Source organism: Veillonella parvula (genome assembly GCF_042850485.1).
GTDB classification, from domain to species: Bacteria; Bacillota; Negativicutes; order Veillonellales; family Veillonellaceae; genus Veillonella; species Veillonella parvula_Q.
The window spans coordinates 1,842,562-1,855,954 of sequence record NZ_AP031417.1 but is presented as its reverse complement, the minus strand read 5'-3'; the positions used below and the strand labels follow the sequence as shown (position 1 = coordinate 1,855,954).

The 13,393-nt window shown below is 35.5% G+C and carries 11 protein-coding genes; 10 read left to right on the top strand and 1 reads right to left on the bottom strand.

All coding sequences use genetic code 11. The annotated features are described in order from the left end of the window. The first annotated feature begins 12 nt into the window (after positions 1 to 12). From ACGHIY_RS08545 to ACGHIY_RS08525, 5 genes are all read left to right on the top strand, one after another. Complete coding sequence (locus ACGHIY_RS08545; RefSeq protein ID WP_390525476.1) at positions 13 to 1,185, top strand: iron-containing alcohol dehydrogenase; 1,173 nt, start codon at positions 13 to 15, stop codon at positions 1,183 to 1,185. Positions 1,186 to 1,352: 167 nt separating this feature from the next. After that, positions 1,353 to 2,672 carry a dicarboxylate/amino acid:cation symporter gene (locus ACGHIY_RS08540; protein ID WP_390525475.1) on the top strand — a complete coding sequence of 440 codons (1,320 nt, stop codon included), beginning with the start codon at positions 1,353 to 1,355 and terminating at the stop codon, positions 2,670 to 2,672. A 285-nt stretch (positions 2,673 to 2,957) separates the two neighbouring features. Further along, the gene (locus ACGHIY_RS08535; RefSeq protein WP_008602313.1) at positions 2,958 to 3,995 is read left to right on the top strand and encodes a nicotinate-nucleotide--dimethylbenzimidazole phosphoribosyltransferase; all 1,038 of its coding nucleotides are present in this window, start codon (positions 2,958 to 2,960) and stop codon (positions 3,993 to 3,995) included. 9 nt (positions 3,996 to 4,004) lie between these two features. After that, entirely contained in the window at positions 4,005 to 5,318 is a 1,314-nt protein-coding gene (locus tag ACGHIY_RS08530) for a DUF389 domain-containing protein (RefSeq protein ID WP_008602314.1), read from the top strand. A gap of 372 nt (positions 5,319 to 5,690) precedes the next feature. Then, complete coding sequence (locus ACGHIY_RS08525; protein WP_008602315.1) at positions 5,691 to 6,524, top strand: MetQ/NlpA family ABC transporter substrate-binding protein; 834 nt, start codon at positions 5,691 to 5,693, stop codon at positions 6,522 to 6,524. Positions 6,525 to 6,636: 112 nt separating this feature from the next. Here the strand turns inward: ACGHIY_RS08525 and ACGHIY_RS08520 are convergent, their stop codons facing one another. Then, complete coding sequence (locus ACGHIY_RS08520; protein ID WP_008602316.1) at positions 6,637 to 7,398, bottom strand: IclR family transcriptional regulator; 762 nt, start codon at positions 7,396 to 7,398, stop codon at positions 6,637 to 6,639. A gap of 292 nt (positions 7,399 to 7,690) precedes the next feature. On the opposite strand from ACGHIY_RS08520, the gene ACGHIY_RS08515 reads away from it, so the two are divergent. From ACGHIY_RS08515 to ACGHIY_RS08495, 5 genes are all read left to right on the top strand, one after another. Next, positions 7,691 to 9,208 carry a UxaA family hydrolase gene (locus ACGHIY_RS08515; protein WP_008602317.1) on the top strand — a complete coding sequence of 506 codons (1,518 nt, stop codon included), beginning with the start codon at positions 7,691 to 7,693 and terminating at the stop codon, positions 9,206 to 9,208. 36 nt (positions 9,209 to 9,244) lie between these two features. Further along, the gene (locus ACGHIY_RS08510; protein ID WP_278457261.1) at positions 9,245 to 10,024 is read left to right on the top strand and encodes an SDR family oxidoreductase; all 780 of its coding nucleotides are present in this window, start codon (positions 9,245 to 9,247) and stop codon (positions 10,022 to 10,024) included. 25 nt (positions 10,025 to 10,049) lie between these two features. Continuing rightward, positions 10,050 to 11,294: an L-fucose:H+ symporter permease gene (gene fucP, locus ACGHIY_RS08505; RefSeq protein WP_278457259.1), complete on the top strand. Its 1,245-nt coding sequence runs from the start codon at positions 10,050 to 10,052 to the stop codon at positions 11,292 to 11,294. 69 nt (positions 11,295 to 11,363) lie between these two features. After that, positions 11,364 to 12,476, top strand: a complete 1,113-nt coding sequence (locus ACGHIY_RS08500) for an L-rhamnose mutarotase (RefSeq protein WP_278457257.1) — start codon at positions 11,364 to 11,366, stop codon at positions 12,474 to 12,476. A gap of 15 nt (positions 12,477 to 12,491) precedes the next feature. Beyond that, a complete protein-coding gene (locus ACGHIY_RS08495; RefSeq protein WP_278457255.1) occupies positions 12,492 to 13,385 on the top strand; it encodes a dihydrodipicolinate synthase family protein in 894 nt (297 codons plus the stop codon). Positions 13,386 to 13,393: the final 8 nt, after the last annotated feature.

Sequence of the window (13,393 nt, the reverse complement as noted above, 5' to 3'; positions counted from 1 at the left end):
GAGGTCGTTCACATGGAGTTCTCTTATTTTTTACCAGTACATATCCAATTTGGGTGGGATAAAGTCGACCGTGTTGCTGATTTTGTCAAGCCTTATGGCAAAAAGGCGCTCATCGTAACAGGGCGTACGAGTGCTAAAAAATCTGGACTATATGACCGTGTGACGGCAAAACTTGATGCGGCACATATCGAACATGTGCTGTTTGATCAAGTGGATGCGAACCCCTTAACGACGATTGCATTGGACGGTGCTGCTTTAGCTAAATCTGAAAGCTGTGATATGGTCATTGCCATTGGTGGGGGCTCCATCATGGACTGTGCAAAAGGCATTGCATTTATGGCCGTTAACGATGGTGACATTAACGACTATATCTTTAACCGTAAAACCAGTGATAAGGCGTTGCCTCTAATTGTAATTCCCACAACCTGTGGTACAGGTTCTGAAGGCAATGGTTTCGGGGTGCTTACGAACCCTGAAACGGGAGACAAGAAATCCTTGCGATGTAATGCCATCGTACCAAAGGTATCCATCGTAGATCCGGCAGTGATGGGCACAATGCCGCCACATGTACTGGCATCTGTGGGCTTTGATGCACTCTGTCATAATATTGAAGCATACACATCAAGAACGGCACAACCTTTTACAGATGCACTATCCCACTATGCAGTAACATTATTGGCTCAATATCTCGTGCCTTTATATAAACATGTGAAAGCAAAGGCTGAAAGCAAATCAGCTGTTTTCAACGAAACTCAACTTACAAAAGCTTGGGAGTCCGTTACATTGGCTAGCACAATTGGAGGCATGGTTATTAATACCGCCGGTGTAACACTTGCTCATGGCATGGAACATCCTGCTAGTGGGCTTAAGGATATTACTCACGGTGTAGGTCTTGCCGTTATCGAACCGATTGTAGTGGAATATACATGGAGTGCTAATCCCGATAAGTTTGCTACCTTGGCACGTATCTTTAACCATGGAGATGGATCCGAACTAGGTGAAGCACTGCGTTTAATTGTACATGAGTTAGACCTTACCACAAACCTTACAGAACTAGGCTTTACAAAAAAAGACATTCCTTGGCTTGTCGATAACGTATACGTTGTAGCTACCGGGAATATTGCTAATACAATGGCCGATGTGAGTCGGGAAGATATAGAAATGTTGTATAAGAAAATGTTCTAAGTGATATCTGAATATATTAGAATGTATTCAGATATTATAATTGACAATTTTAAATCATATCTCTATAATGTGAATTAAAGAGAGACTCGGATATTCACTGTCCCAGCCCTAGGGCTGGGATTTCTTTTTTTAGTCTCTAGTAGTTTAGTTTGTAGAGAGGTGTTATTATGGCAGATCAAAACGACAAGAATGTGGATGCCTTAGCGCAAGAGATTACCTTAAAAAGTCGTGGTCAAGGTAAATTGCGTCAGTTCATTTTATGGATGGGGGCACTCATCATTGGTGCTATCTTAGGATGGCAACATATTCCGGCTTTAAATGAGCTCTTTAATTTTATTGCAGCGGTCTTTACACGTTTGTTCCAATTTATCGCAATTCCAACCGTATCCTTAGCGGTAATTACAACATTATCCATGCTAGGTGCTAAAAAGGATACAGGTCGTATCTTTGGACACGCTGTAGTGTATACCTTGCTAACTACAATCTGTGCGGCAGCTGTAGGACTTGGCTTATTCCTATGGATTGCACCAGGTAACTTACCGCTTGATGTAATCGGTGCCGGTGCAGCTCAAGTGCCTGAAAAACTTGGCAATGTTACGTATTATGATCATTTCTTATCTGTTATTCCAAACAATATCTTGCAACCATACTTACAAGCCAATGTATTGTCTGTAATGTTTATTTCTGCTTCCGTTGGTTTAGCCTTTGCGTTCATGCCACGCACTGAAAATCGCGAAGCGGTGTTGAAAGTCTTATTTGGTTTACAAGAATTACTATTTACATTGATTAAAGCATTACTTTATGTATTGCCAATCGGTATCCTCGCCTTTGCAGGTCAATTATCTGCGCAAATCGAAGCGGGCGTAATTGTTGGTGCTTTAGGTAAATATACGGCTGTTGTTATCGGTGGTAACTTGATCCAATTCTTTATCGTAATTCCATTGTTCTTGTTATTCCGCGGTTTGAACCCTGTAGACGTATTTCGTAAAATGTCTCCAGCCGTAGCCGTCGCGTTGTTTACTAAATCTTCTGCTGCAACATTGCCTGTTACATTGGCATCTGCTGAGGATAATTTGAAAGCTCATCCTGCAGTAGCTCGTTTCGTATTGCCAATTTGTACAACTATTAATATGAATGGTTGCGCAGCTTTCATTCTTGTTACATCCTTATTCGTAATGCAAAATGCAGGAATGGAATTAACTATGGGCACAATGGTGGCTTGGTTATTTATTGCTGTTCTCGCTGCGATTGGTAATGCGGGCGTTCCGATGGGTTGTTATTTCTTAACCTTATCCTTGATGAGTTCCATCGGTGCACCAATTGGTTTGCTTGGTATCATCTTGCCAATCTATACGATTATCGATATGATTGAAACCGCTGAAAACGTATGGTCTGATGCATCTGTATGTGCCATGGTTGACCATGACCTTCAAGGTAAATTGGACGACTCTAGTGGCGACGATATGCCTCAATTCCAAGGTGCTTAATTCTAGAGGGAAAAGAAGCGTAAGAAATACATCATTATATAGATAAAAAAGGTTATCCTGTAAGGGGATAACCTTTTTTATCTACTAGAGTAGTTGTAATTGTGTAATGATAATTTCGATTAGAAATATAGTTGTTAGAATACTAAATTTTAAAACTGAATTATACTTTTAAAAACTAATAATAGTCACATTACTAGATATGCATTTTATGTTATACTTTCAGATAGAATAATATCGAATTAATAGAAGGCTAGTTGGTACATTAGGTGCGGATTAGAGAATAAAATGAAAGATAAGTCAGTATTACCGATAGAGAAACAATTAAATAAATTTCTCCAACCAAAATGCCTCATCCCAGGTGGTCTTGGTTTATGGGAAATATATTTTCGTAAGATTTGCGCGGCTTGGGGTGAGATTAATGGCGAAATTCGACCACAGCATATCATATTTTCTGCCGATAATGGTTGTAATATGGAAGGCTATGTTGGGTATAACTACGAGGTGACGCAAAAGCAATCCCGTAATATGCTCTTAGGTCGCTCGTCAGCCACACAATTTTGTAACTTTAATAATATTCCTTATGAGGTCGTGGATGTAGGCATTGCCTCAGATGATGGTATCGGCGTTAATCGCAAAGTAGCGAAGGGAACAAAGAATATTTTGCACCATGCTGCCATGACTGACGATGAATTTAATAGAGCCTTTCAAGCTGGCTATGAACGGGTTCAGTATTATGTAGAACAAGGAATCAATCTGTTCTCCTTTGGTGAAATGGGTTTAGGGAATACGACAACCTCTGCGTGTGTGTTGTCTGCATTGACGGGGGCTGATCCGACGGAAACCGTGGGCCCTGGTTCCTGGCCTGACAAACCAGATTTGATGAAGCGTAAAATTGACTTTGTCCGTTCTGTATTAGATATACATAAGGAGCGTATTATTGCTGAAAGTGAGACTCACCGAGTTCGTAAAATTGTAGCCCATGTAGGGGGCTTTGATATTGCCGCTATTCTTGGAGCCATGCTAGCTTGTGCAGATTTTGAAAAGCCCTTTGTTATTGACGGTTTTATTACAGCTGTAGCAGCTGCTTGTGCAGCACATATAAACGCTCGTGTTGTGGACTATGCGTTACCATCGCATCAGTCTAAAGAAAAAGGCACGGAACTGGCTTTGGCTGAGGTGGGGATTACACAAGATATGGTTCCTATACAAGCACAAATGTCGATGGGAGAAGGTACAGGTGCCATCTTGATGGTTCAAATGTTAAAAACCACACAATACATGTTTGTAAATGTGGGGACCTTTGCAGATTTGATGAAATTATGAGGTAGAAGAATGGAACTAAATAAATACTTTGATATACATTTTGAACGAGCCGATGATGCAACTATTGCTAAAAGGTTGATAGGTGGGGCTAAGGTTAAGGGTCCTGCTTTGGTTATCCTGATCCTCTCCATGTTTATTGCCTCTATTGGGTTGAATATGAATAGTACAGCCGTTATTATTGGTGCTATGCTTATATCGCCGTTGATGGGACCGATTCTAGCAACTGGCTTTGGCTTCGCTACGCTTAATTTTACAGTTGTGAAAAGTGCTATTTTAAGATTGTCCTTACAGATTACGATTGCTGTTTTGGCATCTGCTTTATATTTTTATATTTCCCCCGTTCAGACAGTTACATCTGAACTATTAGCGCGTACAGAACCGAATATTTTTGATGTATTCATTGCTATATTTGGTGGGTTAGCTGGGATTATTGGTCAAACGCGTAAGACCTTAGATAATGTCATACCAGGGGTAGCGATTGCGACTGCACTTATGCCACCACTGTGTACGGCAGGATATGGACTGGCTAATGGAAATTGGCATTATTTCTTTGGGGCTGGGTATCTATTCTTTATAAATGCATTTTTCATCTTCTTTGCATCTTTTATTGTTTTAAAAGGTGTATATAGTTTGCCATCCCATAAGCAAGCAGAAGAGATTAATCGTCGTAATCAGCTAATATTTCTTGTGATTGGTCTTATTATGGCTATACCAAGCATTTATGCAGGCTATGATATGACCATCAAGTATTCTGAGTCAAATCATATAGAGCAGTTTATTAAGACCAATATTAATCAAGATGGGCGTCGACTAGTGATTGATTATTCATTGGACCGAGTGAATAAGCTAGTAGATATAGTAGTTGTAGGAGCTCCTGTGACTTCAGAGGAACGATCCCAGTTGGATGATAAATTACAGAAAGACGAGTATTTGCAGTCTTATGCAGTGCGATTTGTTAATAGTGTAGATGAGAAAAAATCTGCTGTGGATAAGACGAGCTTGAATAAAGCCTCGGAGGATCATGAAAAATATACAAACTTGAGTAATCTGTACCAGCCGACTTATCAACTAGTAAGTGAAACTATAAACACTATGAAAACGACAGAAGCTGAAGCAAAGGCGTTATTCCCGTTTGTAAGCAGAGTGGAAGGCATGCCTTTGATAGATAATTTAGAACAGCCTAAAGCGAATCGCTATATGGTGATTATCCATACCGCGTCCACTGTATCTGATGCAGATTCGGAACGAATAAAAGCTTGGTTAGAGGCTAAATTATCAGCACCTGTAACTATTTCTGTGGAGCAAACAACGTCAACTTTATAATTGAATCTTTTGATTTTGATTAGATTGTTTATTATATAGAGCGATATTTATAACGGTACTAAGTTTGATTGTACCTATTAGGTATATTACCTAGTAGTACGGGGAATCATCTTAGTACCGTTTTTATGTACTTGGCATAGCTAAATGTAATTACTCTTATCTTGCTATAGATTAAGGTTATATTAATTGATATATAAAATCTATTATACGAATAGGAATTAAATTTGCTATACTTACTACATCGAAATTATTAAATAATTAAATGTAGATACAGTGTAAGAATATATAGATTTATTAACATATCTACGTGTGTTGTATACGCATGAGTCCTCGTCAATAGATGTAGGTGTTCATCGTAGATAGGAGGATTACATGAAAAAATGGTTAGCATTAGCAGCGACGGCCGTACTAGGCGCGTCCTTATTGATTAGTGGTTGTGGTTCTTCCACAAATGACGCAAGTTCCAGCAGTGCTGGTAGTTCTAAAGCAGAGGTGTTAAAAGTGGCAGCAAACCCTGTACCTCATGCTGAGATCTTAAATCAAATTAAACCTTTATTGGCTAAGGAAGGTGTAGATCTTCAAATCATTGAATTTACAGACTACATTCAACCAAACATGGCATTATCTAGCCATGAAGTAGATGCAAACTTCTTTGCTAACGTGCCATACCAAAATAACTTTAACAGAGATCATGGCACAAACTTCGTAAGCTTTGCACCAGTTCACATCGAACCATTGGCTATTTACTCTCAAAAAATTAAAGATTTAAAAGATTTGCCAAATGGCGCAAAAGTAGCGATTCCATCTGATCCAACAAACAGTGCTCGTGCACTTCTCTTGTTGCAAAGTGCAGGTCTTGTCACATTGAAAGACCCAACTGGTTTGACTAACACACCATTTGATGTGACTAGCAACCCTAAAAACATCCAAATTACAGAGTTGGAAGCAGCTCAAATTCCTCGTTCCATTCAAGACTTAGACGCAGCTGTAATTAATGCTAACTATGCATTGCCAGCAGGTCTTAATCCTACAAAAGATGGTTTATTCGTAGAAAAAGCGGATTCTCCATATGCAAATCTTCTTTCCGTAAACCCTGGTGATGAAAATAAACCAGCTATTCAAAAATTAGCTAAAGCATTACAATCTCCAGAAGTTAAGAAGTTCATTGAAGAACATTACAAAGGGGCTATTATCCCAGCGTTCTAATTGATTGATCGTTAATAATATATATGTATCTGAAAAATTCCTTCTCATGACAAACTCTATAGATACGAAAAAGGCGTAACACCATTGGTGTTACGCCTTTTTTTAGTTTAAATTAATATGAAAAACCTTTGTTTTTAATTATTCGTTCTATAATTGATGCCGATTTTAATAATTCCTTTTTAATTTTTAGTACTTTTTCAGATGATGTTGTGAATGTTAAAAAGCTAACGCTAAGGGCTGCGACTATTTTTCCATCTTCTCGGATTGGTAGTGCTATACAGCATGCATGATTAGTAATTTCTTCGTTTTCATAAGTAAAACTATTATTATTATGAATATTATTATATAGTTCTATGGGTGTTTTAAGAGTTTGTGCTGTAAATGCTTGAAATGGATTAGAAAATAGTTCTTCTAATTCATTTAAACTTTTATCGAATAATAAAGCTTTACCCAGTGCCGTAGCGTAAGCTGGTAACCTTTTACCGACAGAAGAGATTAACTGGATCGGATTGGTAGTAGAGATTTTTAGTAAATACATAATTTCATTACCAGTTAGAATGCCTAAGTGACAAGTTTCATTACATTCTGTAGATAACCGTTTCATTTGTTCTTGTATTAAATCTAAACTAGTATTATTTGATTCATACATACTACTAATAAATAAAATCTCTTTTCCCATAGTATAAAGTAATGTTTCTTCAGAAAATAAGAGATAATTTTTTTCACATAATGTTTTTAAAATTGGCATTAATGTGCTTTTTGGACAGTTTATTTTGCTTGATATTTGAGATAAACTAAGACCAGACTGATTTTCGGCAACAGTTTCAATTACTTCTATAACTCGTAGCGTTGGATTATGTAATTTCATATTCATATTATCGGGTATTCCTTTTGATAAATAATCTGCTTCTTAATATTTATAATATCTTTTTTTACTTAAAATTTGAATAGATAACATCATCTGAATACAGAATAAAATTAAATAGTAGGGGTTCCATTAGACTAGATAGCATTTCAAATAGAGTTAGTTTTGAAATGTTATTTTTTATTTATAATTATCTGTTCGCATATACAAATAATATTGATATTTACGAACGATGGAGATACTATAAGATTAATAAAGATGATAAATTATGTAAGTTTAATTATTTTAAGGAGACGTTAATATGAATGCAATTCATGTAAATAACTCTGATAATGTAGGAACAGCACTAACTACACTGAATAAAGGAGATAAAGCTTTAGGTGTAGTTATAAAAGAAAATGTTTCTAAAGGACATAAATTTGCAACCGAAGATATTTTAAAAGGGCAGCCAATTATAAAATATGGTGCGCATATAGGCGTTGCGAATCGAAATATTAAATCTGGAGAATGGGTACATATTCATAATATAGATGGAGAAAGAGGTAGAGGTGATTTAGACTCAAAAACAAAAGAAATTAGCCAAAATGGGATTAGAGATCATGTAATACTAAATAATAAAAAAAATTATACTTTATCGGGATTTAGACGACCTGATGGTAGTTTTGGTTTAAGAAATCATGTTTTGATTATTCCAAGCGTACATTGTGCCAATAAAGTGGTTGAACGTATTGCAAATGAGATTAAATATGGTTCTGTTGTAATGAAACCTGATTCAAAAGTAGTTTTTTTTAATCATCAACATGGTTGTAGTGAATTAAGTTATGATGCGAGCCAAACTCAAGATGTATTAGTTGGTTCAGGTACAAATCCGAATGTTTATAGTGTATTAGTAGTTGGATTAGGTTGTGAAGTTGTTCAAGCTAAATCTATAGCAGAACAAATAAAAAAACATACTCCTTATAAAAAGGTTGAGTATTTTAATATACAAGAATGTGGTGGTGTTAATGAGAGTATAAAAAAAGGTGTAACAATTGTAAAAAATATGTTGAATGAAGCTTTACTCATGGAAAGAAGTGAAGGCTGTCTTGCTGATATTGTATTAGGCACAGAGTGTGGGGGTAGTGATAGTTTTTCCGGATTGAGTGCGAATCCAAGTTTAGGTGCTGCCTCCGATATCGTTGTTGGTCATGGTGGAAAGGTTGTCTTGGCAGAAACTACTGAATTAATTGGAGCTGAACATATATTAGCAGAAAGGGCTATTAATTCTGAAGTAAAAGAACAAATTTTAGATACTATAAAAGGATTCGAACAAACTGTTATTGATTCACATGCGGATATTAGGGGCGCTAATCCTAGTCCAGGAAATATAGAAGGTGGGTTAAGTAGTATAGAAGAAAAATCTCTAGGTTGTATTTATAAGGCTGGGAATACATCTGTAAATTCAGTAATTGACTATGCAAAACCAATTACTGCTACTGGCTTGACTTTCATGAATACACCGGGAAATGATATAGAACAATTAAGTGGTATGGCAGCTGGTGGTTGTAATATAGTCGTTTTCACTACAGGTAGAGGAACACCAACAGGAAGTCCAATAGTTCCGACAATAAAAGTATCTTCTAATACAGATACTTATGTAAATATGAATGATTCAATTGACTTGGATGCCGGAGTTGTTGTTAGTGGACAAAAAACAATACAAGAAATGGGCGAAGAAATAATAGATTTTATTGTAGAGGTAGGAAATGGAAGAGAAACAAAAGCAGAAATAAATGAACAAAATGATTTTTCTATTTGGCGATTAGCAACAACAGTATAAATTTATTATATTAATTATCTTTAGGAGGTAAGTATCATGGATTTGCAATTAAAAGGTAAAGTTGTTTTAATTACTGGTGGCGGCAGTGGTATTGGTAGTGGTATTTCTCTTAGACTAGCAGCGGAGGGAGCAATACCAGTTATTTTGGGGCGGTCTCCTTTGACAAAAGAATTTACGTCTGAGATGGAGGCTATTACAAATAACTACGAATTTATTCAAATCGATTTAAATGAGGCTGATAAAATTAAATCTATTGTTGATTCTGTAGCTAAAAAATATGGTGGAATTTATGCCGTAGTGAATAATGCAGGTGCAAATGATAATAAAGCAATTGAAGAAACTACATGGCAAGAATTTGAAAAAAGCTTACATGGGAATTTAACACATTATTATGAGTTAGTTAGATCGGCATTACCTTATTTAAAAAAATCTAAAGGGTGTGTATTAAATATTGGATCTAAGACAGCATTAACTGGACAAGGGAAAACTAGCGCATATGCGGCGGCAAAAGGTGCTATTTTAGGTTTGACACGTGAATGGGCAGCAGCCTTTTTACCTTATGGTGTTCGGAGTAATGCGATTGTCGTAAGTGAATGTTGGACACCATTATATGCAAATTGGATTAAGACTTTTGATAATCCAGAAGAAAGAAAAAAAGTTATTACTGATAAAATTCCATTTGAAAGACGTTTTACTACAATTGAAGAGATTGCAAATACTGCAGTTTTTGTAATTTCCTCCCTATCTTCACATACTACAGGTCAATGGATTTATGTTGATGGTGGTTATGTGCATTTGGATCGAGCATTGAGTTAAATGACTTGGCTACAGGAGGTGCATTATGGATACCGATAAAACTAAAAAAGTAAGTGCTAGTAATATTAAATTAGCATTTTGGTTAGTTACTATTTTATTCTTCATGTGGGGTGTTAGTTATGGCTTAATTGATGTAATGAATAAAAACTTTCAAAATCAATTAGGTATTACAAAAGCAACATCTGGATTATTACAAGCTGCATATTTTGGTGGGTATTTTGTAATAGCCACACCAGCTGCTTTAGTGGCAAGAAAATTTGGATTTAAGGGTGGTATTATCATGGGACTGGCGCTCTATGCTATTGGGGCACTATTAATAATTCCAGCTAGTAATGCATACAGTTTCAATATGTTCCTTGGTGCATTTTTCATTCTTGCTTGCGGATTAGGTAGTTTAGAAACAAATGCCAACCCTTATATCACAAAATTAGGTAGTGACAAAGATGCTGCATTCCGTATTAATATTGCACAGATTTTTAATGGTGTGGGCCAATTTTTAGGACCGATTATTGGTGGTGCATTATTTTTATCAGTCACTCATGGTGGTGATGTAGCTGATAATATGCGTAGTGTACAAATGGTATATGTTGGAATTGCTGCAATTATTATTATTATGTTATTACTTTTTGTTTTTAACAAATTACCAGAAGGTTCTGAGGTTTCTGGTTCCACAGATTCACCAGCAGATAATGAAGTAAGTTATGCGAAACTCTTTAGTTACCGTCATTTTAGATTGGGTGCATTATCTCAATTTTTATACATTGCAGCACAAGTTGGTGCAGGTGCCTTCTTCATTAATTACAGTGTAGATCATTGGTCAGAAGTAACTGATTCTCAAGCGGCATTCTTCTTTAGTATTGCTTTAGTTGCATTTATGATTGGTCGTGTTGTTACAACTCCTTTATTAAAGAAGTTTAGACCAGGTTGTATCTTAGGTGTTTATTCTCTTATTAATGTATGCATTATGATATTACTAAACATCTTAACTGGTAGCGTTTCTGTATTCACTCTAATTGCATCTTTCTTCTTTATGTCAATTAGTTTTCCAACTATTTTTGCGCTTTCTATTACAGATATACCAGATGCATTGGTTAAGACAGCCTCTAGTGTACTAATTATGACTATTGTTGGTGGTGCAATCATGCCATATTTTATGGGCCTAGTTGCAGATCATCATAATATTGAAACATCGTTTTTATTATTAATACCATGTTTCTTATTTGTTGCTTGGTATGGATTTTTTGGGAGTTGCCCAAAAGTAATGAAATGAGACTAAATTACTTTACTGGATAATTAAATGTTTATCCTATTCGACGGATAGTCACGTTAAAGGAGACACATGATGCTTGAAATTGTAGATAGTCATTTTCACATTTGGGATTTAAATATATTAAATCTTCCTTGGCTAAATTCTTGCGCAGGGATTATAAAACGAAGCTTTTCAATGGATGATATTGCAAAGGCTTATGGGCAGTATGATTTCAATTTTAAAGGTGGTGTGTATGTAGAGGTAGATTGTGATAACGCAATTCAAGAAGATGATTATATTTTTAAATTGAAAAGCCCATATATTCTAGCTCGTGTAATGAGAGCTAGACATTTATGTGAGCATATGCGATTGCCAATCGGTATTGTTGGTGTAAGAGAACCACTTCATATAGATAGCTCTCCTCGAGGGAGATGTTTAGAACGAAGTTTTATTCAAGGTTTGGAAGTACTAGCTAAACAAGATTTATTATTTGAAAGTTGTAATCGAGTAGATGAATTAGAAGACTTATATAACTCGATTAAGCAAGTCCCAGAGGCTAAAGTAGTAATTAATCATTGTGGTAATGTGAGCACATTAGATGAAAGTTATAAAAAGGCAATAACAAAATTAGCATCACTGCCTAATGTATACTGTAAGATTTCAGGCTTCTCTACTGATAATAAGTTATTTGTAAAAAATCTTTTAGACTTTATTTCTGGAACCTTTGATCACTCAAAACTAATGTATGCATCTAACTTTCCTGTAGTTAACTTATATTCATCTTTTGAGAATCATTTAAATTGTGTGCGTGAGTATTTTAATGATGATCTAGATATCTTTAGTAAAAATGCTAAAAAATTATATAAAATTAATCGTCCACAACTTTTTGCATCCGTTATTAAACTACGTCCAGAAAAAGCAGAATATTATAAAAAGTTACATGCGAATCCATTCTCGAGTGTTAATAAAATGATTAGAGAATGTGGTATTACTAATTATAAGATTTGGAATCGTGATGACTTACTATTTTCTGTAATGGAATATTGTGGTGATGATTTTGAGTACGATATGGCAAAAATGGCACAGGATCCTGAAACAAATCGTTGGTGGAAAGAAACAGACCCATGCCAAAAACGTATTGATGGTGCATTAAAAAGTGAATGGTGGGCAGATATGGATTTAGTTTATGATTTAAATAAATAGAGGGGAGTATTATATATGAATAGCAAATATTTTTGTCCAATATTAACATCTTTTAATGATGATAGCACTATTAATTATGATGATATGCATTCATTGTATGATCATGTACTTGAAAATGGTATTGATGGAATTTTAGTAGGCGGAAGTGCGGGTGAATTTTATGCCTTAGATTATAATGAAGCTGAGCAATTAATATCAGATGCAGTTCAATATATTAATCATCGTAGTATTGTAATAGCTGGTACAGGCCGTATGAATAGATTAGAAACTATAAATCTATCTAATTTTGCTCTAAAAAAGGGCGCTGATGCAGTTATTATTGTTGGACCATATTATAGTGCATGCAGCCAAGAGGATGTATTCAATTATTTTGATGATATCTTAGGCCATATTTCTGGTAATGTTTATCTCTATAATTATCAAGATCGCACAGGATATGATATATCTGTTAATACTGTATTGCGGTTATTAGAAAAACATAAAAATTTAATTGGTATTAAAGATACACATCCAGTTTCTCGTCATAGTCAGAAATATATTAATGAAATTTTACCTCTATATCCAAACTTTGCAGTATATACTGGTTATGATACTAACTGTGTTCCTGTAGTTATCTCCGGTGGTGCCGGATGTATTGGTGCATTATCTAATGTATATCCTAAATTGTGTCATGATTTAGTTGTTGCTTTGAATGAAGGTAATTTTAATAAAATTGTAGAAATTCAGCGAAAGATTGACACATATGCTTTATTCTATGAAGCGTATACTCCGTTTAACCCACTTATGAAATGGGCTTTGCGTGAGATGGGATACTCAATCAAAGAAAATTGTAGAGTTCCTATTTCAAAATTAACAGATTCCGTAAAATCTGATTTAGATATGGTTGCCAAAAGACTTTGGAGAAAATGATTCCTAGG

What these genes read in the sequence shown, in the direction of transcription:
- ACGHIY_RS08520 (WP_008602316.1), bottom strand. Translation starts at nt 7,398, where the DNA reads ATGAATATGAAATTACATAATCCAACGCTACGAGTTATAGAAGTAATT.
- ACGHIY_RS08535 (WP_008602313.1), top strand. Translation starts at nt 2,958, where the DNA reads ATGAAAGATAAGTCAGTATTACCGATAGAGAAACAATTAAATAAATTT.
- fucP (WP_278457259.1), top strand. Translation starts at nt 10,050, where the DNA reads ATGGATACCGATAAAACTAAAAAAGTAAGTGCTAGTAATATTAAATTA.
- ACGHIY_RS08515 (WP_008602317.1), top strand. Translation starts at nt 7,691, where the DNA reads ATGAATGCAATTCATGTAAATAACTCTGATAATGTAGGAACAGCACTA.
- ACGHIY_RS08540 (WP_390525475.1), top strand. Translation starts at nt 1,353, where the DNA reads ATGGCAGATCAAAACGACAAGAATGTGGATGCCTTAGCGCAAGAGATT.
- ACGHIY_RS08525 (WP_008602315.1), top strand. Translation starts at nt 5,691, where the DNA reads ATGAAAAAATGGTTAGCATTAGCAGCGACGGCCGTACTAGGCGCGTCC.
- ACGHIY_RS08495 (WP_278457255.1), top strand. Translation starts at nt 12,492, where the DNA reads ATGAATAGCAAATATTTTTGTCCAATATTAACATCTTTTAATGATGAT.
- ACGHIY_RS08545 (WP_390525476.1), top strand. Translation starts at nt 13, where the DNA reads ATGGAGTTCTCTTATTTTTTACCAGTACATATCCAATTTGGGTGGGAT.
- ACGHIY_RS08500 (WP_278457257.1), top strand. Translation starts at nt 11,364, where the DNA reads ATGATGCTTGAAATTGTAGATAGTCATTTTCACATTTGGGATTTAAAT.
- ACGHIY_RS08530 (WP_008602314.1), top strand. Translation starts at nt 4,005, where the DNA reads ATGGAACTAAATAAATACTTTGATATACATTTTGAACGAGCCGATGAT.
- ACGHIY_RS08510 (WP_278457261.1), top strand. Translation starts at nt 9,245, where the DNA reads ATGGATTTGCAATTAAAAGGTAAAGTTGTTTTAATTACTGGTGGCGGC.